Origin of the sequence: Streptomyces sp. H27-C3 (assembly GCF_030063415.1) — a bacterium.
Taxonomy (GTDB): domain Bacteria; phylum Actinomycetota; class Actinomycetes; order Streptomycetales; family Streptomycetaceae; genus Streptomyces.
Window position 1 is genome coordinate 84,595 of record NZ_JASITA010000003.1, and the last position, 25,044, is coordinate 109,638.

The 25,044-nt window shown below is 70.6% G+C and carries 23 protein-coding genes and 1 pseudogene; 20 read left to right on the top strand and 4 right to left on the bottom strand.

Annotation, left to right across the window (positions count from 1 at the left end; translation table 11 throughout):
* Positions 1 to 68: 68 nt before the first annotated feature.
* Positions 69 to 686: a hypothetical protein gene (locus QMK30_RS03705; RefSeq protein ID WP_283515677.1), complete on the bottom strand. Its 618-nt coding sequence runs from the start codon at positions 684 to 686 to the stop codon at positions 69 to 71.
* A 224-nt stretch (positions 687 to 910) separates the two neighbouring features.
* Here QMK30_RS03705 and QMK30_RS03710 point away from each other — a divergent pair, with 224 nt between their 5' ends.
* The 11 genes and pseudogenes from QMK30_RS03710 to QMK30_RS03760 form a co-directional block, all read left to right on the top strand.
* Positions 911 to 1,696, top strand: coding sequence for an enhanced serine sensitivity protein SseB (locus QMK30_RS03710; protein WP_283515678.1), 786 nt, complete (start codon positions 911 to 913; stop codon positions 1,694 to 1,696).
* A 129-nt stretch (positions 1,697 to 1,825) separates the two neighbouring features.
* Positions 1,826 to 2,614: an enhanced serine sensitivity protein SseB C-terminal domain-containing protein gene (locus QMK30_RS03715; protein WP_283515679.1), complete on the top strand. Its 789-nt coding sequence runs from the start codon at positions 1,826 to 1,828 to the stop codon at positions 2,612 to 2,614.
* Positions 2,615 to 2,972: 358 nt separating this feature from the next.
* Complete coding sequence (locus QMK30_RS03720; RefSeq protein WP_283515680.1) at positions 2,973 to 3,977, top strand: ABC transporter permease; 1,005 nt, start codon at positions 2,973 to 2,975, stop codon at positions 3,975 to 3,977.
* A gap of 130 nt (positions 3,978 to 4,107) precedes the next feature.
* Entirely contained in the window at positions 4,108 to 5,877 is a 1,770-nt protein-coding gene (locus QMK30_RS03725; RefSeq protein WP_283515681.1) for an ABC transporter substrate-binding protein, read from the top strand.
* 132 nt (positions 5,878 to 6,009) lie between these two features.
* On the top strand, positions 6,010 to 7,008 hold the full coding sequence (locus QMK30_RS03730; RefSeq protein WP_283515682.1) for an ABC transporter permease: 999 nt from the start codon (positions 6,010 to 6,012) through the stop codon (positions 7,006 to 7,008).
* Positions 7,005 to 8,141: an ABC transporter ATP-binding protein gene (locus QMK30_RS03735; protein ID WP_283515683.1), complete on the top strand. Its 1,137-nt coding sequence runs from the start codon at positions 7,005 to 7,007 to the stop codon at positions 8,139 to 8,141. Before QMK30_RS03730 ends, QMK30_RS03735 begins: the two co-directional genes overlap by 4 nt.
* A 65-nt stretch (positions 8,142 to 8,206) precedes the next feature.
* Positions 8,207 to 9,391 carry an ABC transporter ATP-binding protein gene (locus QMK30_RS03740; protein WP_283515684.1) on the top strand — a complete coding sequence of 395 codons (1,185 nt, stop codon included), beginning with the start codon at positions 8,207 to 8,209 and terminating at the stop codon, positions 9,389 to 9,391.
* 18 nt (positions 9,392 to 9,409) lie between these two features.
* Positions 9,410 to 10,084, top strand: coding sequence for a trimeric intracellular cation channel family protein (locus QMK30_RS03745; protein WP_283515685.1), 675 nt, complete (start codon positions 9,410 to 9,412; stop codon positions 10,082 to 10,084).
* 26 nt (positions 10,085 to 10,110) lie between these two features.
* Positions 10,111 to 10,986 (top strand): thioesterase family protein, encoded by an 876-nt coding sequence (locus QMK30_RS03750; protein ID WP_283515686.1) that lies wholly within the window; start codon positions 10,111 to 10,113, stop codon positions 10,984 to 10,986.
* Positions 10,983 to 11,285: a YsnF/AvaK domain-containing protein gene (locus QMK30_RS03755; protein WP_502963056.1), complete on the top strand. Its 303-nt coding sequence runs from the start codon at positions 10,983 to 10,985 to the stop codon at positions 11,283 to 11,285. The genes QMK30_RS03750 and QMK30_RS03755 overlap by 4 nt, the downstream gene beginning before the upstream one ends.
* Positions 11,286 to 11,383: 98 nt before the next feature.
* A pseudogene (locus QMK30_RS03760) lies at positions 11,384 to 12,343 on the top strand (helix-turn-helix transcriptional regulator); the annotation flags it as partial.
* Positions 12,344 to 12,765: 422 nt separating this feature from the next.
* On the opposite strand, the gene QMK30_RS03765 reads toward QMK30_RS03760, so the two are convergent.
* On the bottom strand, positions 12,766 to 13,392 hold the full coding sequence (locus QMK30_RS03765; RefSeq protein WP_283515687.1) for a TetR family transcriptional regulator: 627 nt from the start codon (positions 13,390 to 13,392) through the stop codon (positions 12,766 to 12,768).
* Between the two features lie 90 nt (positions 13,393 to 13,482).
* Here QMK30_RS03765 and QMK30_RS03770 point away from each other — a divergent pair, with 90 nt between their 5' ends.
* From QMK30_RS03770 to QMK30_RS03780, 3 genes are all read left to right on the top strand, one after another.
* Positions 13,483 to 13,647 carry a hypothetical protein gene (locus QMK30_RS03770; protein ID WP_283515688.1) on the top strand — a complete coding sequence of 55 codons (165 nt, stop codon included), beginning with the start codon at positions 13,483 to 13,485 and terminating at the stop codon, positions 13,645 to 13,647.
* Between the two features lie 16 nt (positions 13,648 to 13,663).
* Positions 13,664 to 13,939, top strand: coding sequence for a DUF4190 domain-containing protein (locus tag QMK30_RS03775; protein WP_283515873.1), 276 nt, complete (start codon positions 13,664 to 13,666; stop codon positions 13,937 to 13,939).
* Between the two features lie 64 nt (positions 13,940 to 14,003).
* Positions 14,004 to 15,173: a cysteine desulfurase family protein gene (locus QMK30_RS03780; protein WP_283515689.1), complete on the top strand. Its 1,170-nt coding sequence runs from the start codon at positions 14,004 to 14,006 to the stop codon at positions 15,171 to 15,173.
* Between the two features lie 24 nt (positions 15,174 to 15,197).
* Here QMK30_RS03780 and QMK30_RS03785 read toward each other — a convergent pair whose 3' ends face one another.
* Complete coding sequence (locus QMK30_RS03785) at positions 15,198 to 15,872, bottom strand: N-acetylmuramoyl-L-alanine amidase (RefSeq protein WP_283515690.1); 675 nt, start codon at positions 15,870 to 15,872, stop codon at positions 15,198 to 15,200.
* A 53-nt stretch (positions 15,873 to 15,925) separates the two neighbouring features.
* Between QMK30_RS03785 and mnmA the strand changes: the two genes are divergently transcribed.
* Positions 15,926 to 17,056 carry a tRNA 2-thiouridine(34) synthase MnmA gene (gene mnmA, locus QMK30_RS03790; protein ID WP_283515691.1) on the top strand — a complete coding sequence of 377 codons (1,131 nt, stop codon included), beginning with the start codon at positions 15,926 to 15,928 and terminating at the stop codon, positions 17,054 to 17,056.
* Between the two features lie 34 nt (positions 17,057 to 17,090).
* Here the strand turns inward: mnmA and QMK30_RS03795 are convergent, their stop codons facing one another.
* Positions 17,091 to 17,870 (bottom strand): alpha/beta fold hydrolase, encoded by a 780-nt coding sequence (locus tag QMK30_RS03795; RefSeq protein ID WP_283515692.1) that lies wholly within the window; start codon positions 17,868 to 17,870, stop codon positions 17,091 to 17,093.
* A gap of 83 nt (positions 17,871 to 17,953) precedes the next feature.
* Between QMK30_RS03795 and QMK30_RS03800 the strand changes: the two genes are divergently transcribed.
* The 5 genes from QMK30_RS03800 to QMK30_RS03820 all read left to right on the top strand — a co-directional run bounded on the left by QMK30_RS03800 (position 17,954) and on the right by QMK30_RS03820 (position 24,884).
* Positions 17,954 to 18,493: an LOG family protein gene (locus tag QMK30_RS03800; RefSeq protein WP_283515693.1), complete on the top strand. Its 540-nt coding sequence runs from the start codon at positions 17,954 to 17,956 to the stop codon at positions 18,491 to 18,493.
* A 16-nt stretch (positions 18,494 to 18,509) separates the two neighbouring features.
* Complete coding sequence (locus tag QMK30_RS03805; protein WP_283515694.1) at positions 18,510 to 19,199, top strand: SDR family oxidoreductase; 690 nt, start codon at positions 18,510 to 18,512, stop codon at positions 19,197 to 19,199.
* Entirely contained in the window at positions 19,196 to 20,245 is a 1,050-nt protein-coding gene (locus tag QMK30_RS03810; protein ID WP_283515695.1) for a methionine synthase, read from the top strand. Before QMK30_RS03805 ends, QMK30_RS03810 begins: the two co-directional genes overlap by 4 nt.
* Positions 20,246 to 20,277: 32 nt before the next feature.
* Complete coding sequence (gene ligA, locus QMK30_RS03815) at positions 20,278 to 22,461, top strand: NAD-dependent DNA ligase LigA (RefSeq protein WP_283515696.1); 2,184 nt, start codon at positions 20,278 to 20,280, stop codon at positions 22,459 to 22,461.
* A gap of 239 nt (positions 22,462 to 22,700) precedes the next feature.
* On the top strand, positions 22,701 to 24,884 hold the full coding sequence (locus QMK30_RS03820; RefSeq protein WP_349362038.1) for a putative bifunctional diguanylate cyclase/phosphodiesterase: 2,184 nt from the start codon (positions 22,701 to 22,703) through the stop codon (positions 24,882 to 24,884).
* Positions 24,885 to 25,044: the final 160 nt, after the last annotated feature.

Below are 25,044 nucleotides of genomic sequence, written 5' to 3' on the forward strand. Positions count from 1 at the left end.
CGCGGCGGGCCCCGGTCCGCGTCGGGCGTGCGGACCGGGGCCCGTCGACGCACAGGCGCCCGGGGCCGCTAGACCGGCAGCGGCACCGGCAGCGGCACCGGCAGCGGCACCGGGAGGGGCGGGGTCGGCAGGGCCGGCAGCGGCACCGGCAGGGGCAGCTTCGTCAGCAGGCCCAGGATCAGCGGGATCACCGTGGTGACCGTCCCGGTGACCGCGGCCAGGATCTTCGCCGGGTCGCCAGCCGTGACGGCCGCCACCAGCTCGGTCACCTTCGCCTGGAGAGCCTGCAGCGCGTCGGCGACCGGGTCGGCCGCCGCGGCGCGGTCGGCCGGCGAGCCACCCGGCCCCGGAAGCGCCGGCACGCCGGGTGCGGCCGGGGCGGCGGCCGCCGCCGCGGTGATCGCCGCGGTCACCTTCTCCGCGAGCTGCTTGATCTTGGCCGGATCGGGCTTCGCGGCGAGAGCCTCCTTGAGGAGGTCGCCGAGGGGGCCCACGAGACCCAGCTTGGACAGCACGTCCGCCTGGCCCAGCAGCGCCGCCGGGTCCGGTGCGGCGTTGGTCGCCACGGTGGACCCGGAGGTTCGGTCCTGCACGGCCGCCGCGGCGGACGGACCGGCGAAGCCTATGGTGACGGCGCCACAGAGGGCGGAGGTGATCAGGAAGGTGGCAGGCCGGTTGAGTGCCATACGAGGAATCCTTTTCGCTGTGGGGGGTGCGGTGTTCACGTCCGAAGACGCGTTGGTGCCACCCTCCGAGCACCTGGCACGCTCCGCAACCGGATGGCTACCAAACGTGTCAGACGGATGGTGAGAGGCAGCGTGTCGCCCCGGCGGGCTAGGGTTCTCGCGCAGAAACGAGCCCGCTGCAATGAGCGCGGCCGTCGCGAGCACGGCTGTCGACAGGGGTGGAGATGGAATTTCCGGCGCAGGCGCATCCGCATCCGCACGGAGGCGGCGGATGGCCCGGCAATGAACTCGAAGAGGTGCTCGCCGCCTCGCTCGGCAACCCGGCGGCGGGCGCCCGGCTCGTCGAGGTGCTGGGCCGCAGCCAGGTCTGGGTACCGCTGCCGGCCGGCGGCGGCCCGCAGAGCCGCGACCTCGACCTGCCCACGATGGAGATCGGCGGCGCCCCGTACGTCCCCGTCTTCAGCTCCGAGCAGCAGCTCCGGCAGTCCGCCGGGCCCCACATGCCCTTCACCGTCGCGCCCGCCAGGGAGTTCGCCCGCGGCCTTCCGCCGCAGCTCGGCATCGTGGTGAACCCGGACGGCGCGGTCGGCATGCCGCTGCCGCCGCCCGCCGTCGCCGAGCTCTGCCGGGCCGGCCGCTCCCCGCTGGACGGACCGGCGAGCGGCGGCCGGGTGCGGCTCTTCGAGCCGGACTGGCAGCAGGAGCCGGTCGACTTCCTGGCCGCCGCGGCGGGGGAGTTCGAGGAGAGCGGCGTGGTGGTCACCGCCCGCCGCGCGCTCGCCAGCATCGAGGGCGACTCGCCGACGCTCTTCATCGGCGTACAGCTCTCCTCGTGGGAGGGCGCGGACCGCAACGCCCCGATGGACGCGCTGGGTCGGGCGCTCGGCCGGGTCCAGCCGCCCTGGGCGGTCAACCTCGTCCTGCTGGACGTCGCACAGGATCCCGTCGGTGACTGGATGCTGGAGAAGGTGCGGCCCTTCTACGCGCGCGAGCACCGGCAGGAGCACTGAGCGCGCCCGGCCCGCGCGTCCGCCTCCTGCGTCAAGTCGGTGTCAGGACGGCCGTTTAAGCTGGTTTGATGGCCCCGCCACACGGGGGCGGTTGGCCGAACGGTGGATCGAAGAGGGGCGGGACCCAGGGTGAGCGCGTCAGGCACTGCGGCGGCCGGGCAGGTCGAGCACATGCTGCGCCAGGTGACGCCCGGGAGGTACGACGCGTACGAGGCGCTGCTGCGCGCCCTCGCGGACGGCCAGGTCTGGATGCTGCTCTGGCACGGACAGGCCGGTTCGCCCGACGCGCAGTACGGAAACATGGAGGTCGAGGGCCTCGGCTACGCGCCGTGTGTGACTTCCGCGCAGGAGCTCGCCGCCAGCGGCTGGAGCCGGGCGTACGAGGTCGTCACGGGGCGCGACATCGCCCGGGTACTCTTCCCCGACCGCTGGGGGGTCTGGCTCAATCCGCACGCTCCGGGCGGCGGCGTCGGCATCCCGTGGCTCGATCTGCGGCGCATCGCGAGCGGTCTTGAGCGGATGCCCGCCGGGCCGCTGCGGCTGTCCGAGCCGGCCATCGAGATTCCGCAGTTCTACGCGCAGCTCACGCAGAACGCCCACCGTACGCCCGGGGTCCGCTCGTTGCGCCGCGGCTGGGTGCAGCCCGCGCTCGGTGCGCCGTATCTGGCCATTGGGCTCGATCTCTACGACACGAGCCAGCAGTCGGTCGACGAGGTGCGCATGATGATGCAGCAGTCCATCGGTGTGGTCCCCGAGGGGCTGCCCGTGTCCACCGTCGCGATGTCCGACGACTACGACCCGGTCGCCATGTGGCTGCGCGCCAACACCCGCCCGTTCTACGACCGTGAGGCGCACGCCCCGCTCTCGCCGCAGGCCCCCGCTTCGGGCTACGGCTACCCCGCACCGCGCGCTTACTGATAGCCCAATAAAGCCGCGCATAACGGCTGTTGGGTGTCATGCCTGATCTGGTGGTAAAGGCCGGCTCTGATCCGCTCAGCCGATCACCGCGTCCGCATAACGGAAAGCCGCGGGCCGCATCACGGTTGCGCATCCATTGTCCGTCAGGTCTGGCGGGTGATCGCGAAGGCGTTGAAGACTCCCCGCAATAGAAGCAGTCGGTCCTGTGCGGGATGCGTGTGCAATTGCCACCGTGCCCGCCACAGGATCACCTGAAACACCCGCACCACCTGCGCAATCTGCACCTGTGATGTGAACCAAGCCGCTACAGCGGCCGGTTAGGGCTGGTCACCGCCGGCCGAGAGGGGTCCCCGACACGATGACGGCACCATTGCCCGACACGACCGCGAAGACGGATGCGGTCGCTACCGTCGATGCCGCGACTGATGTCATGACCAAATCGGTCGAAGGCCGCTCGCTGCGCCAGATCGCTTGGAACCGGCTCAAGCGCGACAAGCTTGCGCTGGCCGGCGGAGTCGTCGTGGTCTTCCTGGTCCTGGTCGCGATCTTCGCTCCGTTGATCGTCGATCTCTTCGGGCACCCGCCGGAGCAGTTCCACCAGGACGAGATCGACCCGCTGTTCGGCACCCCCAAGGAGGCCTTCGGCGGCATGAGCTCCGAGTTCCTCCTCGGTGTCGAGCCCGGCAACGGCCGCGACGTGTTCAGCCGGGTCGTCTACGGGGCCCGCATCTCGCTCCTCGTGGCGTTCCTCGCGGCCCTGGTGGCCGTGCTGCTCGGTACCGTGTTCGGCATCATCGCCGGTTACTTCGGCGGTTGGGTCGACATGGTCATCAGCCGCGTGATGGACATGCTGCTGGCCTTCCCGCAACTGCTCTTCATCATCTCGCTGGTCTCGGTGCTCCCGAACGACCTGCTCGGGCTGACCGGCAGCGGGGTGCGCATCGCCATTCTGATCTCGGTGATCGGCTTCTTCGGCTGGCCCTATGTGGGACGCATCGTGCGTGGTCAGACACTGTCCTTGCGCGAGAAGGAGTACATCGAGGCGGCGCGCAGCCTGGGCGCGGGACGGCGTTACGTGCTCTTCAAGGAGCTGCTCCCGAACCTGGTCGCGCCCATCACCGTCTACACGACGCTGATGATCCCCACGAACATCCTCACCGAGGCGGCGCTCAGCTTCCTCGGGGCCGGAGTCAAGCCGCCGACCTCGTCCTGGGGTCAGATGCTCGACAAGGCCGTGGATACGTACGAGACCGATCCGATGTTCATGATCATCCCCGGAGTCGCGATCTTCGTCACCGTGCTCGCCTTCAACCTCTTCGGTGATGGCGTCCGCGATGCGCTCGATCCCAAGGGGACCCGCTGAGAACGCTGGTCCGGCTGTGCTCGACGGGCCGTACACAACTGAACGTGCCCCTGTCACAACTGTCAGGTGGCTCCCCGATGGTTCCCCGGCCCCAGGCCAAGGACCTCGCCAATCCGGAGGTTGCAGAAGCATGAAGCCCCTACGTTCGTCGAAGAGCAGGCGTGTCGCCGGCGCGGCGGTAGTCGTTGCAGCCCTGATGTCCACCGCGGCGTGCGGTGGCGGCGGGTCCGACAGTGACAGCAGCGAGGGTGCCGGCTTCAACGCCGGAACCAAGAGCATCGCCAACAAGTCCGCCAAGAAGGGCGGCACGCTGAAGTTCATCGGTAAGCAGGACTTCGACTCGACCGACCCGCAGCGCCAGTACTACGGCTTCGCGTGGGACTTCTCCCGGTACTACGCGCGTCAGCTCGTCAGCTACGCGCCGAAGCCGGGCGCCGCCGGCGCCGAGCTCGTCCCCGACCTCGCGAAGGCCAAGGGCGAGATCTCCGAGGACGGCAAGAAGTACACGTACCAGCTGCGTGACGGGATCACCTGGGAGGACGGCTCGCCGATCACCTCCAAGGACATCAAGTACGGCATCGAGCGCATCTGGGCCCAGGACGTCATCTCCGGCGGCCCCGGCTACCTGCGCAAGGTACTGGACCCCAAGGAAACCTACCCGGGTCCGTACAAGGACAAGTCCGCGGACAAGCTCGGCCTGAAGGCGATCGAGACGCCCGACGACAAGACGATCATCTTCAACCTGGCCGTGGCCAACGGTGACTTCGAGCAGATGCTCGCGATGCCGACCGGCTCCCCGGTGAAGCGGGAGAAGGACACCGGCGCCAAGTACCCGCTGAAGCCGTTCTCCTCGGGCCCGTACAAGTTCGAGTCGTACACGCCCAAGAAGGGTGCTGTCCTCGTCCGCAACGACAAGTGGCAGAAGGCTTCCGACCCGATCCGCCCGGCGCTGCCGGACAAGATCACGGTCACGATCAACACCAACATCGAGGCGATCGACAAGCTCCTCATCAAGGGCGAGTACGACGTCGACATGAACGCCACGGGCATGTCCCAGTCGGGCCGTACCGAGGCGCTCAAGCAGCACAAGGGCAACCTCGACAACATCGAGACCAGCTTCATCCGGTACGTCGACATCGCCACCAAGGTCGCGCCGTTCAACAACATCGACTGCCGCAAGGCGGTCCTGTACGCGGCCGACTACAAGTCGATGCAGGACGTCCGCGGCGGCCCGCAGGCCGGCGGCGAGATCGCCACGAACATGCTGCCCAAGTCCATCAAGGGCACGGACGACTACGACCCGTACGGCATCCTCGCCCGCAAGGGCAAGCCGGACGTGGCCAAGGCCAAGGACGCGCTCAAGAAGTGCGGCAAGCCTGCCGGCTTCTCCACCGTGATCAGCGCCCGTAGCAACAACCCGGGCGAGGTCCAGGTCGCCGAGGCGCTCCAGCAGTCGCTGAAGGCCGTCGGCATCAAGGCCGAGGTCGACCCGATCGACGGCGCCGAGTCCTCCAGCATCACCGGTTCCCCCGCCGTCGTGAAGAAGCGCGGCTACGGCCTGGTCATGACCGGCTGGGGCCCCGACTTCGCGACCGGTCAGGGCTTCTCGCAGCCGCTGATCGACGGCCGCTTCATCGAGCCGAACGGCAACTACAACGTCTCCGAGACGAACGACCCGAAGATCAACAAGCTCTTCGACGACGCGCTCAAGGAGACCGACCCCGACGCGGCCGGTGAGATCTACAAGAAGATCAACCACACCACCTCGGACCTCGCTGCCCAGATGCCCTTCATCTACGAGAAGAACTTCACCTGGCGCAGCTCGCGACTGACGAACGCTTACTCCACCGCGGCCTACAACGGCCGTTACGACTACGTGTCGCTCGGTGTCGTCAAGTAGCACCCCCAGCACGGACGAGTCACCCCCACCATCGCCCAACCCGCCAGTCCCGAAGGGCAGGTGATGGCCGCGGGCGGCGGCCCGGGACCCCCGTAATCCGGGGGCTTCCGGGCCGTCGCCGGGCCGCGCACAGTGCTTTCTTACGTCATCCGGCGCTTGTTCGCCGTCGCCATGATGCTGCTGGTCGTCACGCTGACGACCTTTGCCATCTTCTTCGTACTCCCGAAATGGGCCGGGTCCGACCCCGCGCTCCTGTTCGTCGGCAAGCAGTCGGACCCCGCGGCCATCGAGGGCATCCGGCAGAAGCTGGGGCTCGCCGATCCGGTCCTGGTGCAGTTCTGGCACTTCGTCCAGGGTCTGTTCGCCGGGCGGGAGTATGCCAACGGCCCGGATGTCACGCAGTGCCCCGCACCGTGCTTCGGCTACTCCTTCCGTACCGAGCAGGCCGTGTGGCCCCAGCTGACCGAGGCCATCCCGGTCACGCTCTCGCTCGCCGCGGGCGCGTGCTTCCTGTGGCTCGTGGGCGGTGTCTCCACCGGTGTGGTGTCCGCACTGCGCCGCGGCAGCCTGTGGGACCGCGCGGCCATGACCATCGCCCTGGCCGGCGTCTCGCTTCCCATCTACTTCACCGGTCTGCTCTCGCTGGCCATCTTCAGCTACCAGCTGGACTGGATCAGCGGCGAGTTCAAGTCACTGGGCGACGATCCCGCCCAGTGGTTCCAGAGTCTGATCCTGCCCTGGATCACCCTCGCCTTCCTGTACGCGGCGATGTACGCCCGCCTCACGCGGGCCACCATGCTGGAGATCATGGGCGAGGACTACATCAGGACCGCCCGCGCCAAGGGACTTCGAGAACCGGTCGTCATCAGACGGCACGCGATGCGTTCCACCTGGACCCCGATCCTGACCCTGTTGGGTCTGGACCTGGGTGCGCTGCTCGGTGGCGCGATCCTCACCGAGACCACGTACAACCTGCCGGGACTCGGGCGGCTCGCGGTCGACGCGATCAGCCAGAAGGACCTGCCGGTGATCCTCGGAGTCACGCTGATCGCCGCGCTGTTCATCGTCCTGGCCAGCCTCATCGTGGACCTTCTGTACGCCGTCATCGACCCGCGAGTGAGGCTCGGATGACCGATCTCAACAAGCCCGCCCCCGCAGATCTCGCTGTGACGGGCACCGCGCTCGGCGAGCCCGCCGCGGTCGGCTCTCCCGCCCCCACCTCCTTCCTCGAAGTGCGGGACCTGAAGGTGCACTTCCCCACCGACGACGGTCTCGTCAAGTCGGTGGACGGCCTCTCGTTCCAGCTGGAGAAGGGCAAGACCCTCGGCATCGTGGGCGAGTCCGGCTCCGGCAAGTCGGTGACCTCACTCGGCATCATGGGCCTGCACACCGTCGGCCAGTACGGCCGGCGCAAGGCGCGGATCTCCGGCGAGATCTGGCTGGACGGCAAGGAACTGCTCACCGCCGACCCGGACGACGTACGCAAGCTGCGCGGCCGGGAAATCTCGATGATCTTCCAGGACCCGCTGTCGGCCCTGCACCCGTACTACACGATCGGTTACCAGATCGTGGAGGCGTACCGCATCCACAACAAGGTCGACAAGAAGGCCGCCAAGCGGCGTGCAATCGAACTGCTCGACCGGGTCGGCATTCCGCAGCCCGACAAGCGCTTCGACGGCTATCCGCACGAGTTCTCCGGCGGTATGCGCCAGCGCGCGATGATCGCGATGGCGCTGGTCAACAACCCCGAGCTGCTCATCGCCGACGAGCCGACGACCGCCCTGGACGTCACCGTCCAGGCGCAGATCCTGGACCTGATCCGGGATCTGCAGAAGGAGTTCGGCTCGGCGGTCATCATCATCACCCACGACCTGGGTGTCGTCGCCGAGCTGTCCGACGACATCCTGGTGATGTACGGCGGCCGGTGCGTGGAGCGCGGTCCGGCGGACAAGGTCTTCTACGAGCCCCAGCATCCGTACACCTGGGGCCTGCTGGGCTCGATGCCGCGCATCGACCGGGACCAGACCGAGCGCCTCATCCCGGTCAAGGGTTCGCCGCCCAGCCTGATCAACATCCCGAGTGGCTGCGCCTTCCACCCGCGCTGCCCCTACGCGGACGTGCCCAAGGGCGGGATCACCCGCACCGAGCGGCCCGAGCTCAAGGTGCTGGCCGGACAGGAGGGCAAGCGGCACCACTCCGCCTGCCACATGTCGGCGGAGGACCGGACGCGGATCTGGACCGAAGAGATTGCGCCCAAGCTGTGAGCACTGCGTCTTCCCGGGGGACAACCCCCGGACCCCCGGCCGGAAAAGACCCCAAGGATCCAGCGATGCCGAATCCGGAGAAGGCCATCTCATCGCCTGAGCCCCTGCTCAAGGTGAGCGGGCTGGTGAAGCACTTCCCCATCAAGAAGGGGCTTCTCCAGCGCCAGGTCGGCGCCGTCCAGGCCGTCGACGGACTCGACTTCGACGTACGCCCGGGGGAGACCCTCGGCATTGTCGGTGAGTCGGGCTGCGGCAAGTCGACGATGGGGCGGCTGATCACCCGGCTGCTCGAACCGACCAGCGGGAAGATCGAGTTCGAGGGCCAGGACATCACCCACCTGGGCACCGGGAAGATGCGTCCGCTGCGCCGCGACGTACAGATGATCTTCCAGGACCCGTACTCCTCGCTGAACCCGCGCCACACGGTCGGCACGATCATCAGCGCGCCGTTCAAGCTCCAGGGCATCGAGCCCACGGGCGGCGTGAAGAAGGAGGTCCAGGCCCTCCTGGACCGCGTCGGGCTCAACCCCGAGCACTACAACCGCTATCCGCACGAGTTCTCCGGCGGCCAGCGCCAGCGCATCGGCATCGCCCGCGCGCTCGCGCTCAAGCCCAAGCTCGTGGTGGCGGACGAGCCGGTCTCGGCGCTCGATGTGTCCATCCAGGCGCAGGTCGTGAACCTGCTGGACGACCTCCAGCAGGAGATGGGCCTGACGTATGTGATCATCGCGCACGACCTGTCGGTCATCCGGCACGTCTCGGACCGCATCGCGGTGATGTACCTCGGCAAGATCGTGGAGATCGCGGACCGCAGGGCGCTGTACGAGTCGCCGATGCACCCGTACTCCAAGGCGCTGCTGTCCGCCGTCCCGGTGCCGGACCCGCGCAGTAAGGGCAAGCGTGAGCGCATTCTGCTCACGGGCGACGTGCCCTCGCCGATCTCGCCGCCTTCGGGCTGCCGGTTCCACACGCGGTGCTGGAAGGCGACCGAGGTGTGCAAGACCACGGAGCCGCCGCTGGTGGCCCTGAAGACCGGTCACCAGGTGGCCTGCCACCACCCGGAGAACGCACCCGACCAGGCGCCCGAGTCCACGATCCTGGAGACCGCCCGCGAGGCGGTCGTGCTGGTCGACGCGACGCCGGCGGCGACCGCGCACGCGCAGGCCCCGGACGCGGAGGCTCCGGCCACTTCGGCCACCGAGGGCGACGCGACGTCGCCCGAGAGCACGAAGGACATCGGCAAGGAATAGAGGCGGCACACTGAGCCGGTGTTCCACGAACTCTTCACGCCCTCCGTCCAGCACGCCCTCGACATCGTCGGGATCTTCGTCTTCGCGATCTCCGGCGCACTGCTCGCCGTACGCAAGAACTTTGACGTCTTCGGCATCGCGGTACTCGCAGAGGTCACGGCGCTGGGCGGAGGGCTGTTCCGCGACCTGATCATCGGGGCCGTCCCCCCGGCGGCCTTCACCGACCTCGGGTACTTCACCACCCCGCTCATCGCGGCGGCCCTGGTCTTCTTCCTGCACCCCGAGGTGGAGCGCATCCAGGGCTCGGTCCAGGCGTTCGACGCGGCGGGGCTCGGGCTGTTCTGCGTCACGGGCACCACCAAGGCGTACGACTACGGGCTCGGCCTCACCGCGTCCGCCGCGCTGGGGCTTGCGACCGCGGTCGGCGGCGGTGTGCTGCGTGACGTACTCGCCAATGAAGTGCCCTCGCTGCTGCGCTGGGACCGTGACCTGTACGCCGTCCCGGCGATCGTCGGGGCCGCGATGGTCGCGCTGTGCATCCGCTTCGACATGCTCAACGCGGCGACCAGCGGGCTCGCGGTCATCACCGCCTTCGCTCTGCGGCTGCTCGCGCTGCACTACCACTGGCGGGCCCCACGCGCCTGGAACCGTTCATCGGCGAAGGCCGAGGAGCAAGAAAAAGCTACCGCTTAGTAGGGTCTCGGTGTACCCTGCGTTCCATGGCACAGGCATCCATCGGGGACAGCGAGTTCGACCGCGACACCGCCGTTTCCCCGCGCGCACCGGGCGTCTACGACGCGGAGCTCTCCGCGGGCTGGACGATCATCCACGCGGTCAACGGCGGGTACCTCCTCGCGCTGCTCGGCCGCGCGCTCGGCGACGCCCTGCCGCACTCCGACCCGTTCACGGTCTCGGCGCACTACCTCACGCCGTCCGTGCCGGGCAAGGCGGTCATCCGTACCGAGGTGGTCCGCGCCGGACGCACCCTCTCCACCGGCCAGGCCTCCCTCTTCCAGTACGGCGACGACGGCGCCGAGGTCGAGCGGATCCGGGTGCTGGCCTCCTACGGCGACCTGGACGCCCTTCCCGACGACGTACGGACGACGGCCGAGCCGCCCCTCCTGCCGCCGTACGACCAGTGCCTGGGCACCGGCGACGGCCCGAGCGTCATACCCGGCAGCTCGGCGATCACCGAGCGGCTCGACATCAGGCTCGACCCGGCCACCGTCGGCTGGGCGGTCGGCGCACCCTCGGGCAAGGGCGAGATGCGCGGCTGGTTCGGCCTCGCCGACGGTCGCGACGCCGACCCGCTCTCGCTGCTGCTCACGGTCGACGCCCTGCCGCCGACCTCCTTCGAGCTGGGGCTCAAGGGCTGGACGCCGACCGTCGAGCTCACCACCCACATCCGCTGCCGCCCCGCGCCGGGCCCGCTGCGCGTCTCCATCACCACCCGCAACCTCGCGGGCGGCTTCCTGGAGGAGGACGCGGAGGTCTGGGACAGCGCGGGCCGTCTCGTCGCCCAGTCACGGCAGTTGGCGCGGGCGCCGAGGTCGGCCGGGCCCGGCTGCGCAAGGTCGTCGTCACCGAGAACGTGACCAAGACCGTGCCGGTCTCCCACGAGGAGGTTCGGGTCGTCCATGAGCCCATCACGGCCGCCGACCGGCCCGCGCGCGGTGCGCGCATCCAGGAGGACGAGACCGAGGTGATTCTGCACGCCGAACGGCCCGTCGTCCGCAAGGAGACCGTCGGCGTCGAGCGCGTGCGCCTGGAGACCGACAAGGTCACCGAGCAGCGGGAAGTCTCCGAGGACGTCCGCAAGGAAGAGATCCGGTGCGACACGGACGAGGGCCCGGGCAGGGACGGTCGCGGCGGCGAGCGCGGCCTCAGCCGCTGACCCGGTCCCACCCGTCACACCCGCCGCCGCCAGGACGGACTTCCGTCCGGGCGGCGGCGTCTTGCCGCCGTCGCCGGATTTTCGCGGAGGATGGCGCCGTGAAATCAGACCGGCTGCTCTCGATCCTGCTGCTGCTCCAGACCCGCGGTCTGGTCCCCGCCGCGGACCTCGCCGAGCGGCTCGAAGTGTCCGTACGCACCATCTACCGCGACATCGAGTCGCTGTCCGCCTCGGGCGTCCCGGTGTACGCGGAGCGCGGGCGGCACGGCGGGATCGCGCTGCTGCCCGGGTTCCGCACCGAGGTGACGGGGCTGACCAACGACGAGTCGCGGGCCCTGTTCGTGCTGGCCGCGCAGGGGGTGCACGCCGCGCTCGGGCTCGACGAGGCACTCGGCTCCGCGATGCGCAAGGTGCTGGTCGCGCTGCCCGAACCGCACCGGCCCGCCGCCGAACTCACCAGCAGGCGCATCCTGATCGACCCGGTGCGCCGGCTGAGCGCACCACAGCCCGCGGTCGACCTGGCCCAGCTGCACGCGGCGGTCTTCACGGACCGCCGGCTGCTGCTGCGCTACCGGCACAGTGGCGGGGACGAGGTACGGACGTACACCGTTGATCCCTACGGGCTCGTGGTGAAGGCGGGCGTCTGGTACCTCGTCGCGGACCACGAGTCGCAGCCCAGGCTCTTCCGCGCCGACCGCGTGCGCGAGGCCACGCTCACCGACGCGGCGGCCGAGCGGCGGGCCGGGGTGGAACTGGCCGACGTGTGGGAGGCGCTGCGGCGCCGGGTGGAGGAACGCGCCGCCGGGGTGCGGGTGCGCGGCCGGGTGCGACTGTCGCGCCTGGAGCTGTTCGTAAGGGTCCAGGCGGCGCACTTGGTGGCGGAACCCGTGCTGGAGGCGGCGGGGGAGTGGGCGGGCGTCGAGCTGGCCTTCGGATCGGTCCCGGAGGCGTGTGCGCTGCTGCTGGGCTTCGGGGCGAATGTGGAGGTGCTGTCCCCGCGAGAGCTGTGGGAGGAGCTGGCACGCGCGGCGGAGGCGGTCGTGGGGCTGTACGGGGGCGGGGACAGGGGGGCCCGTGGCATGGATGGGGGCGGGGGCGGTCGGGGCGAGGGTGTGTACGGCGGCGGGGGCGGTGACGATGTGTACGCCCCTGAGGGCGGTGGCGGTGTGTACGGCGCCGGGTGTGGTCGCGGTGGCGATGCGTACGTCGCCGGGGCGGGGCCGGAGTTCGGCGGCGCCGGTGGCGAGTGGGGCCCCGGGGTCGGTCCGGCCGCCGGTGGTGAGGGTGGTGGCTGGGAGGGGCCGGTCGGCGATGACGGTGACGGCTGGGGCCGCCCGGCGGACGGCCATGACGACTGGGGCGGTCCCATGGACGGCGGCGGTGCCTGGGGCGGCCCGGGCGACGGCGGTGGCCGTGGCTGGGTCGGTCCGGCCGGTGGCGGTCGTCGCTGAGCCGGTCCGGCCCCGTGGCGGGGGCCTGGTCAGTCGAGCCAGTGGCGGCGGCCGAGGCTGACCAGGCGCAGCTGGCGGCGGGCCAGCGAGGCGGCGGCCTCGATCTGCTCATCGCCGCCCTCCTCCGCCTCCAGGAACGCGGAGGCCGTCATCACCATGTGGTCGACGTACACATGTGCCAGCATCCGCAGATCGTCCTCGCTCCAGCCCGCGAAGCCGGGCGCCGCGGCCAGGGCGGCCGTCACCTCCTCGACGAAGAGCCGCAGTTGCTCGCCGATCGCCGTGCGCACCGGCTCGACACCGCCGTGCCGTTCGCGGGCGACGAAACGGACATGGGCGGGGTGCGCGTGCACATGGCGGGCGATGAGGCCGACGGTGCTGTCGATGCGCTCCTCGCTGTCGCCGGTCGCGGCAAGGGCCGCGCGGATCATCCCGTGCAGGCTGCCCAGGGCCTCATCGACCAGTGCGACGCCGAGGTCGGCCGTGTCCCTGAAGTGCCGGTAGAACGCGGTGGGGGCCACGCCGACGGCCCGGGTCACCTCGCGCAGGCCAAGGCTGCTGAGGCTCTGGTGTTCGAGCAGGACCAGTGCCGCGTCCAGCAGGGACTGGCGGGTCCGCTGCTTCTGGGCCTGGCGGGCGCCGACGATGTGACTCATGGCATTCAGTAAACAACCGTTCTCTGCGTGTGGAAACACTAGACTGGGCAGTCAGTTAACAGTCGTACTCCCGATTCTGAGAGGCTTCACATGATCATCCTCGTGGTCGCCCTGCTTCTGCTTGGGGTCGCGCTGGGACCGGTGGCCCACGTCCCGCTCCCGGTGACCCTTGTCGCCGCCGCTGCCATCTGCGGCTGGCTGCTCGTGTTCACCGCCCGTGAGCGTCATGGGCGCCGATCCACCCGAAGGAGCTGACCGCGCCGTGCAGACCATGGAACTCACCGCATCCACCCGCCGCCGCCGCACCGGCACCCGGGACGCCGACGGCACGGCCGTCGCCTCGTTCGTGCTCGGCCTCGTCGGGCTGCTCGTGATGAACATCTTCCTGGGGCCCGCCGCCATCGCCCTGGCCGGCGTGGCCCTGTGGCGCGGCACCGAGCGACGCGGACGCGCCCTGCTGGGCCTCGGTCTCGGCGTGGCCGACCTGGTCGTGCTCGCCGCCGTGATGTCCGCCAACGGCACCGTGTCGTGGAGCTTCGGCGGCTGAACGGCCCGGGCTGCGGCGGGCGGGGCGAACCTCCGCGCCATGGACTCGTAGAATCGAGCCCACCATGGCTTACCTCGACCACGCCGCGACCACCCCGATGCTTCCTGAGGCGGCTCTGGCGTTGACTGCCCAGCTCGCCGTCACCGGCAACGCGTCGTCCCTGCACGCCGCCGGCCGCCGGGCGCGCCGCAGCGCCGAGGAGGCCCGCGAGATGCTCGCGGAGGCCCTTGGCGCGCGCCCCAGCGAGGTGGTCTTCACCGCGGGCGGCACGGAGGCCGACAACCTCGCCGTCAAGGGCCTTTACTGGGCCCGGCGTGACGCCGACCCGCGCAGAGTGCGGGTCCTGGCCAGCCCCGTCGAGCACCACGCCGTTCTGGACGCCGTGGACTGGCTCGGCGAGCACGAGGGTGCCACGGTCGAGTACCTACCGGTCGACTCCTACGGGCGGGTGCACCCCGAGGCGCTGCGCGAGGCCATCGAGCGCGACCCCTTCGACGTCGCCCTGGCCACCGTGATGTGGGCCAACAACGAGATCGGCACCATCCTGCCGGTCCGTGAACTGGCCGACGTGGCGCGCGAGTTCGACGTACCGCTGCACGCGGACGCGGTGCAGGCCGTCGGTCAGCTCCCGGTCGACTTCGCCGCCTCCGGGCTGGCCGCGATGACCGTCTCCGGCCACAAGATCGGCGGCCCGTACGGCATCGGCGCCCTGCTCCTGGGCCGCGAGTACACCCCGGTCCCCGTCCTGCACGGCGGCGGCCAGGAGCGGCACGTACGCTCCGGCACCCTCGACGTCCCCGCCATCGCCTCCTTCGCGGTGGCCGGCCGGCTGGCCACCGAGCGGCGCGAACGCTTCGCCGAGCGGATCGGCGGCCTGCGCGACGCCCTGGTCGACGCCGTGCGCGAGGCCGTCCCCGAGGCGATCCTCGGCGGCGACCCGGCCCCCGGCGGCCGTCTCCCCGCCAACGCCCACTTCACCTTCCCCGGCTGCGAGGGCGACTCGCTGCTCCTGCTGCTCGACGCGCAGGGCATCGAGTGCTCGACGGGATCGGCCTGCACGGCCGGCGTCGCCCAGCCCAGCCATGTGCTGCTTGCCATCGGGACCGACCCCGACCTGGCCCGCGGCACCCTGCGCTTCTCGCTGGGGCACACCTCGACCGAGGCGGACGTGGCCGCGGTCGCGGTCGCGATCGGCCCCGCGGTGGAGCGGGCGCGCACGGCGGGGCTCGTCTGAGAGCCGGGGGTTCCCGGATCCGGATCAGGCATTCCCGCTCTCCTTCCCGGCCTCGGCACGCTCCCGCTTGGCCAGTTCACCGCGTACGAACTTGATGTACCGGTCCCAGTTCCAGTGCGGTCCCGGGTCGGTGTGGTCGGTGCCGGGCACCTCGACGTGCCCGATGATGTGCTCACGGTCGGCCGGTATGTCGTAGCGGACGCATATCCCGGCGGCCAGCCTGGCCGACGACCGGTACATCACGTCCGTGAGGGTCTCGGGCCGCGCGACGAACGCCTCGTGCTCGATGCCGACACTGCGCTCGTTGTACGACCGGTTTCCCGCGTGGTAAGCCACATCCAGCTCCCGGGCCATCTGCGCGATGTGCCCGTCCTTGGCCCGCACGACGTAGTGCGCGGCGGCCTGGTGCCCCGGGTCGCGGAAGATCCGCAGGGCCGTGCCGTAACTTCCCTCAGTGGTATGGATCACGATCCGGTCAATGTCGTAGTCGTCCGGCCGGTCGGCCGTCCGGAGATTCCCCGCGGACGCGGCCACCCACTGGGCCCCCGCGTGGTCGACCGCGCCCTCCGTACGCGGCTTGCGGACGCCGGGCGCGCTCCACCACAGCCGGGACAACTCGTCCCCGAACACCGCGGCCGTCCCACCCACGACGACCGCGCCACCCCCGATGAGCAAGGCGCGTCTGCTGATCTGTTCCATGAGCGGATAACGCCTGCGGAGCTGTCCTTGGTTCCGTCTACCCTTGAGGAGCTATGACTGAGACCCCGCGCCCCCTCCGTGTCCTCGCCGCCATGTCCGGTGGAGTCGACTCCGCCGTCGCCGCAGCCCGAGCCGCCGAGGCCGGGCACGACGTGACCGGCGTCCACCTCGCCCTGTCCGCCAACCCGCAGTCGTTCCGAACCGGCGCGCGCGGCTGCTGCACCATCGAGGACTCGCGCGACGCGCGCCGGGCCGCCGATGTCATCGGCATCCCCTTCTACGTCTGGGACCTCGCCGAGCGCTTCCGCGAGGACGTCGTCGACGACTTCGTCGCCGAGTACGAGGCGGGCCGCACGCCGAACCCGTGCCTGCGCTGCAACGAGAAGATCAAGTTCGCCGCGCTGCTCGACAAGGCGCTCGCGCTCGGCTTCGACGCGGTGGCCACCGGCCACTACGCGACGGTCGTCCTCAACGAGGACGGCACCCGCGAGCTGCACCGCGCGAGCGACATGGCCAAGGACCAGAGTTACGTCCTCGGGGTCCTCGACGAGAGGCAGCTCGCGCACGCGATGTTCCCCCTCGGCGACACCCTCACCACCAAGGGCGAGATCCGCGCGGAGGCCGAGCGGCGCGGCCTGGCGGTCGCGAAGAAGCCCGACAGCCACGACATCTGCTTCATCGCCGACGGCGACACCCAGGGCTTCCTCGCCGACCGCCTCGGCGGCAAGGCGGAGGGCGACATCGTCGACGAGTCGGGCACCACGATCGGCTCGCACGACGGCGCCTTCGGCTTCACCATCGGCCAGCGCAAGGGCCTGCGCATCGGCCACCCCGCCGCCGACGGCAAGCCGCGCTACGTCCTGGACATCTCCCCGGTGAACAACACGGTGACGGTGGGCCCTGTGGAGGCCCTCGACATCGGCGCGCTGACCGCCATCAAGCCCCGATGGTGCGGAGTCGCCCCGGCGGGCCCCGGCACGTACACCGCGCAGCTGCGGGCGCACGGCGACGAGACCCCGGTCACCGCGGAGCTGGTGGACGGCGAGCTCCACGTCAGCTTCGACGAGCCGGTGCGCGGCGTCGCGCCCGGCCAGGCGATCGTGCTGTACGACGGCACGCGCGTGGTCGGCTCGGCGACCATCGCCACGACGAGCCGGGCGGCGAAGACCTCCGCCTCCGTCTGATCCCCGGGCCCGCCCCGGCGGCGGCCCGCCCCGCCTACGCCGCGAAGAACTCCCGCAGCACCGGCGCGAGCACCTGCGGCGCCACGTCGTGGACCTGCCCCGTCAGCGTGCGGTGCCGGCCACGGCGTACCGACCTCGCGACCGTTTTGGCGGCCTCCCGCATCGCCTGCGGGCTCGCCCCGCCGTCGACGACCAGGACCGGCGGTCGTACGGACCCCAGCCGCTCCACCGGCACCGTGCCGTCGCCCATGACCGCGTCGTCGTAGGCGAGGGTGTGCGCCACCGCCACCAGGTCCGGCCACTCCGGCGCCTTGCGCACCTGCGCCAGCACCTGGGGCGACAGCCCCACCAGCGTCATGAACAGCTCGGCCGCGCCCTCGCGGTCGCCCTCCGACAGCAGTGCGGCGAGCCGCACCGAGTACGCCGCCTTGGCTGCCCGGTCTCCGTCGTCGACGACGGTGAAGGGCGGCTCGTACACGGCGAGTCTGCCCATCGGCACCCCGCTCGCCGCCGCCTCCAGAACCAGCGCGGCGCCCGACGAAATACCGTATACCGACACGGGTGCGGCCTCCTCGTCGACGAGGGCGGCGAGATCCTCCACCTCGCGCGCGACCGCGTACGGAGCGGTGTCGCCACTCGCCCCGTGGCCCCGGCGGTCGTAGGTGACCACGGAGAAGTGCGGCGCGAGCAACGCCGCCAGTGGTGCTTCCGAGGAACCGGTGCTGAAGGCACCGCCCACCAGGACCAACGGCGCCCCTTCGCCCCTGCGCTCGAAGGCGATGGGGGTGCCGTCACGCGAAATCAATTTGCTCATACCGATGGGGACCGGGCGGCGCGCGGGAACTCATCGGTGCGCGGGAAAAAACTTTCCCGGAACTTCGGTCGTAACGTTGGGGGATGAACATCTGCGTCTTCCTCTCCGCCGCCGACCTCGACGAGCGCTACACCCGGCCCGCCCGCGAATTCGCCGAACTTCTCGGCAAGGGCGGCCACACCCTGGTGTGGGGCGGATCCGAGAGCGGTCTGATGAAGGTGGTCGCGGACGGCGTACAGGAGTCGGGCGGGCACCTGGTCGGCGTATCGGTGGATTTTCTGGCCGCCAAGGCCCGTGTGAACGCAGACGAGATGATCGTCGCCAAGGACCTCGCCGAGCGCAAGGCGTTGCTGCTCTCCCGGTCCGAAGCGATCGTCGTCATGGTCGGCGGCACCGGCACGCTGGACGAGGCCACCGAAATCCTGGAACTCAAGAAGCACGGCCTGCACAGCAAGCCGGTGGTGCTGCTCAACGCCGCCGGCTTCTACGACGGCCTCAAGCAGCAGCTCCAGCGGATGGAGGCGGAGGGCTTCCTGCCGGTGCCCCTCAGCGACCTGGTGTTCTTCGCGGAGGACGGCGTCTCGGCGCTGGCCCACCTTGAGGAGTCGACCGGCGTGCAGTGATGCGAGCATGGCCCGTATGGCTACACATGTGATCACCGGGGCGGGCTCGGGCATCGGCGCCGCTGTCGCCCGCCGACTGCACGAGCGCGGCGACGACATCGTCCTGATGGCCCGCGACGCGGGCCGCGCCAAGCAGCTCGCCGCCGGCCTGCCCGGCGCCCGCACCCTCGTCGGCGACCTCGCAAATCCGGACCGGCTCTCCTGGGCCTTCTCGCACCAGCCGATGCCCGAGCGCGTGGACACCCTGCTGCACATCGCGGGCGTCGTGGACCTCGGCCGTATCGCCGACCTCGGCACCAAGGCCTGGCACAGCCAGCTCAACGTGAACCTGATCTCGCCCGCCGAGCTGACCCGCCTCTTCCTGCCCCAACTGCGCATGGACAAGGGTCATGTGCTCTTCGTCAACTCCGGCGCCGGTCTCAGCGCCGGACCCGAATGGGGCGCGTACGCGGCGAGCAAGCACGGCCTGAAGGCCCTCGCCGACTCGCTGCGCCAGGAGGAGCACGGCAACGGCGTGCGTGTCACGTCCGTGTATCCGGGCCGCACCGCGAGCGCCATGCAGGAGAAGGTGCACCACCAGGAGGGCAAGGAGTACGACGCGTCGCGCTGGATCGACCCCGAGTCCGTCGCCACGACCATCCTGATGGCCCTCGACCTGCCGCGTGACGCCGAGGTCAACGACCTGACCGTAAGGCCGGGCCGATGAACGAGCCCATGAGGGACGCGCCCGGTGGGCCGCCCGCCAAGGTGAACTGGGGCCCCGCCACCGGCGTCGGGTCCATGCCGGGCGAGGACGCGCGGGAGACCGCGAAGAGCGTCGTCGGGTCCTTCGAGGACTTCCCGTTCCTGCCGGAGCTGCCCGCGCGCGGGCCCGGCGCGGACATGATCGGCCGGTCCATCGGCATGCTCGTCGAGATGTACGGGCACGTGGAGCCCAGCGGCTGGCGGATCAGCGACCGGCCGGGGCGCGACACCCGGCGGGCCAGGTCCTGGCTGGGGGAGGACCTCGACGCGCTTGAGGAGTTCACCCAGGGCTACACGGGACCCCTCAAGGTGCAGGCCGTCGGGCCCTGGACGCTGGCCTCCTCGCTGGAGCTCAGGAGCGGCCAGGCCGTCCTGGGGGACCCCGGCGCGGTGCGGGACCTCGCGGGCTCGCTCGCCGAAGGTCTGCGCGACCACCTCGCGGATGTACGTCGCCGGGTGCCCGGCGCCGATGTGGTGCTCCAGCTCGACGAGCCGTCACTGACGTACGTACTGCGCGGCGAGGTCAGGACCGCGAGCGGATACCGGACGCACCGATCGGTCGACCGGCAGGTCGTCGAGGGCACGCTGCGGGACGTGATGGCCGTCAACCACGACGCGGGCGGCCCGGTGATCGTCCATTCCTGCGCGCCGGATGTGCCGTTCGCCCTGCTGCGGCGGGCCGGTGCGGCAGGCGTCTCATTCGATTTCTCGCTGCTCACCGAGCGTGACGAGGAAACGATCGGCGAAGCGGTGGAGGGCGGCACTCAGCTCTTCGCGGGAGTCGTGGCGTCCACCGAGGCCGCGTCGGCCGGATTGTCGGACCCCGCAGATATCGTCATGGGTGTCAGGACGCTGTGGCGCAGGCTGGGGCTGACGCCGGGGACTCTCGCCGAGTCCGTGGTGATCACTCCCTCGTGCGGGCTCGAGGGGGCTTCTCCCGGGTATGCCCGCGCGGCGCTCGCGCAGTGCGTCCGGGCGGCGAGATCGCTCGCAGACAACCCTGAGTGACGGGTTGAGTTTCCACAACGGGAGGACAGACGGTGGCTGGCGAACAGCACGCAGCGGTACCCGCAGAGGCACGGGAGCGGCACGCGCAGCTCGCTGAGCAGATCGAGGAGCACCGCTTCCGGTACTACGTGAAGGACCAGCCGGTCGTCAGCGACGCGGAGTTCGACAAGCTGCTCCGCTCGCTGGAGGCCCTGGAGGAGCAGTACGCCGAGCTGCGCACGCCCGACTCGCCGACCCAGAAGGTCGCCGGTGCGTACGAGACGGAGTTCACGGCCGTCCAGCACCGCGAGCGGATGCTCTCCCTGGACAACGCGTTCGACGACGAGGAGCTGGCCGCGTGGGGCGAGCGCGTCGCCAATGAGCTGGTCGACGTGCCGCACCACTTCCTGTGTGAGCCCAAGGTGGACGGCCTCGCGGTCAACCTGACGTACGAGAAGGGGCGGCTGACCCGCGCGGCGACCCGCGGCGACGGCCGCACGGGCGAGGACATCACGCCCAACGTCCGTACGATCAACGGCATCCCGGAGCGGCTGAAGGGCGAGCGGATCCCGGACCTCGTCGAGGTCCGCGGCGAGGTCTACTTCCCGATGGAGAAGTTCCAGGAGCTCAACGCCCGGCTGGTGGCCGCCGAGGAGAAGCCCTTCGCCAATCCGCGCAACGCGGCGGCGGGCTCCCTGCGGCAGAAGGACCCCAAGGTCACCGCGAGCCGCCCGCTGCACATGGTGGTGCACGGCATCGGCGCCCGCGAGGGCTTCGACATCGACCGGCTCTCGCAGGCCTACGAGCTGCTGCGCGAGTGGGGCCTGCCCACCGCCAAGCACAACAAGGTCGTCGAAGGACTCGACGGAGTAAGGGAGTTCATCACCTACTTCGGCGAGAACCGGCACTCGATCGAGCATGAGATCGACGGTGTGGTCGTCAAGCTCGACGAGATCAGGCTGCAGGGCCGGCTCGGCTCGACCTCGCGGGCGCCGCGCTGGGCGATCGCTTGGAAGTACGCGCCGGAGGAGGTCAACACCAAGCTGGTCAATATCCGGGTGGGGGTCGGCCGCACCGGCCGCGTCACGCCGTACGCGCAGGTCGAGCCGGTGACGGTCGCGGGCTCCGAGGTGGAGTTCGCGACGCTGCACAACCAGGACGTGGTGAAGGCCAAGGGCGTCCTCATCGGCGACACGGTGGTGCTGCGCAAGGCGGGCGACGTCATCCCGGAGATCCTCGGGCCCGTCGCGGACCTGCGGGACGGCAGCGAGCGGGAGTTCGTGATGCCCTCCGAGTGCCCCGAGTGCGGCAGCACGCTGGGGCACGCGAAGGAGGCCGACATCGATCTGCGCTGCCTCAACGCCCGCTCCTGCCCAGCCCAGTTGCGCGAGCGGCTCTTCTATCTGGCCGGCCGCAAGTCGCTGGACATCGAGAACTTCGGCTATGTCGCGGCAGCCGCGCTCACCCGGCCGCTGGAGCCCGCCGAGCCGCCGCTGCGCGACGAGGGCGACCTCTTCGACCTGCGCATCGAGCAGCTTCTGCCCATCAAGTCCTATGTCCTGGACCAGGATTCGGGTCTGCCCAAGCGGGACCCGAAGACGGGCGAGGAGAAGATCGTCACCTTCTTCGCCAACCAGGAGGGGGTGGCCAAGAAGAACGCCCTCGCGATGCTGGATAACATCGCCGCGGCCAAGGAGCGCCCGCTGGCCCGGGTCATCACCGGGCTCTCCATCCGGCACGTGGGGCCCGTGGCGGCCGAGGCGCTGGCTCGCGAGTTCCGTTCGCTGGAGCGGATCGAGCAGGCGACCGAGGAGGAGCTGGCCGCGGTGGAGGGCGTCGGGCCGACCATCGCCGCCTCGCTCAAGCAGTGGTTCGACGAGGACTGGCACCGGGAAATCCTGCGCAAGTGGCGGGAGGCCGGGGTCCGGATGGAGGAGGAGGGCTCCGGCGAGGGCCAGGGCCCGCGTCCGCTGGACGGTCTCACGGTCGTGGTGACCGGGACGCTGCAGCACCACACCCGGGACGGCGCCAAGGAGGCACTGCAGAGCCTCGGCGCGAAGGTGACCGGGTCTGTTTCGAAGAAGACCGCCTTTGTGGTGGTGGGCGACAGTCCCGGTTCGAAATACGACAAGGCCATGCAGTTGAAGGTGCCGGTTCTGAACGAAGAGGGCTTTGTCGTCCTTTTGGAGGAGGGCCCCGACGCGGCTCGCGAAGCGGCTGTGCCCACCGAGGAGTAGGGGCGGTGCGGGGCGGGGAAAGGGCAGGTGAGGGGGGGAGGAGCCGCAGCCGCCGGCCACCCGTTCAGCGCATAGCAGACGGATTCGGGTGGCTGGGTCGCATTCGGGCAAGAGCGGTGGACCGCTGCCCGTCGGAGCCGTCTGCGGCCTACTGTTGAGGTGTGCGCCTGTCGTGCACGGCTGCAATGGGTGTCTCCTGCTCGTGAAGAGCTCGGGGAAGGGATTCCAGTCGTGATGGCATGACAACGGGGCCATCGCGTGGCACGGGCACCGCCAGCTGTGAGAGGGACGGAATGAAACCGACCGAGAGCGTCGAGGCGGCTGCGCGGCTGCGCGGGTGGGCGGGAGCCGCCAAGGCGTTGCCCGCCGTCGTCGTCGGGCTGTCCGCCCTCCTGCTGGTGATCGGGGTCTGCCGCGCGGTGGTGATCGGCGACCCGGTGTTCCCCGACGGCGCGGTCGGCTGGTCGCTGGCCATACTCACCGGAATCATCGTCGGCCACCTGGTGGCACTCGGCCGCGACCGCTGGTGGGGCGGCACAGGATCCGGCGCCGCCCTCACGCTCGCCGTCCAGCTGCTGTACGGGTGGGTGCCGGCCGGTCTGGTCAGCCTGGCCGTCGTGGTGCTGGTCGGCATGGCCCGCCGAAACCGATGGCGGCTGGGGTTGCTGCATGGCGCGGTGGACGTCCTGGGCATCGGCGCCGCGGCGCTCGTCCTGGCCGCGTTCGGCGACGTACCGACCATCGAGAAGCCCTGGAACCCGCTGGAATGGGGCATCGACGACATCCCCGAGGTCGTGCTGGCCGCCACCGCCTACCTGCTGACCACCAGGCTGCTGCTCTGGTACACCCTCGCCCCGCGCAGCGGCCGACTGCCCAGCGTCGCCCGAACGGCCCTGGTCCGCCAGGTGCTCGTCGCGGTCGCGCTGCTCGGCATAGCCCCGCTGATCTGCGTGGTCGCGGTGGCCCTGCCGGTCCTGCTGCCGCTCTTCTCCGTACCGCTGATCGCGCTGGACTCCACCCTGTGGATCGCCAGGGCGAGGGCGGAGGAGCAGCTGCGGGACCCGCTGACCGGACTGCCCAACAGGCAATGGCTGTTGGAGCGGGCCTGGCCGGCGCTGGAGGAGGCCGAGAGCATCGGTGCCAGGTCCGCCCTGATCCTCATCGACCTGGACCGCTTCAGGGCGGTCAACGACACACTCGGCCATCTGGCGGGCGACCGGCTGCTGTTGCAGATAGCCGACCGGCTCCGGCTGGCCCTGCCGCGTGGTGCGGAGGCCGCGCGGCTCGGCGGCGACGAGTTCGCGGTGCTGCTCCCGACGGCCGACTCCACGACCAGCGCCCAGCGCATAGCCCGTCACCTGGTCGCCGAGTTCTCCTCCCCGCTCGACCTCGACGGCCTCACTCTTGTCCTGGAGGCCAGCGCGGGCGTCGCCGTCTTCCCCGACCACGCGCTCGACGCGGAAGGGCTGCTGCGGCGCGCGGACGTGGCGATGTACCAGGCCAAGCGGGACCGTACGGGCGTCGAGGTCTACGAGTCCAAACGGGACAGCAACACCCCTGACCGGCTCGGCCTGTTGGGTGACCTTCGACGCGCTCTGGACGCGCGCGAGGTCGAGCTGCACTACCAGCCCAAGGTCCAGTTCGACGGGCAGGTCGCGGGGCTCGAAGCCCTGGTCCGGTGGGTGCACCCGGAGCGGGGGCGGGTCTCCCCGGACGAGTTCATCGCCATCGCGGAGTCCTCGGGCCTGATGCCGCACCTCACGGAGTACGTCCTGGACACCGCCCTGGCGCAGGTCGCCCGCTGGCGGGCCCAGGGGCTGATGGTCCCGGTGGCGGTCAACGTCTCACCGCGCGACGTGCACACACCCGGCTTCGCAGGCTCGGTGGCCGCGAGGCTCGCCCGGCACGGAGTCCCCGCCGGATCCCTCCAGTTGGAGATCACGGAACATGTGCTGTTCGAAGACCCCCAGCGAGCGGCGGACACGCTCGCGGCGCTGACGGGGCACGGCGTCAAGATGTCGCTGGACGATTTCGGCACCGGCTACTCGTCCCTGGTGCATCTGCGGCGGCTGCCGGTGAGCGAACTCAAGATCGACCGTTCCTTCGTGGCCAGGCTGGCCATCGACAACGAGGACGCCGAGATCGTCCGCTGCACGGTGGACCTCGCACACTCGCTCGGCCTGCTCGTGGTCGCCGAGGGCGTCGAGGACGACGAGACGTGGGAGCGGCTGCGGGACCTGGGCTGCGACGCGGTGCAGGGCTGGCTGGTGGCCGCCGCGATGCCGCCCGAGGAGGCCACGGCCTGGCTGCTCGCCCGCGGTGACCGGGGCTGGCACCGCCAGGACGACCTGGACCGGGTGGCGGCGGCGCGGGCGCTGGAGCAGACGAACAGCCAGTCGCCGTCCGGGCAGACCGTGAAGTAGTCCCGGGGGGAGCGTGCGTCGAGCAGGGCCGGGGAGCGTGCCTGGAACGGCCTCCGGCGGCACGTCGGCGCGCGTCGAGCGGCCACGGGGGAGCGGGTCGCGCAGCCGCCGGGGAGCGCATCGCGCGGCCCGGGTCGAGGGCGTCGAGCGGCCACGCCGA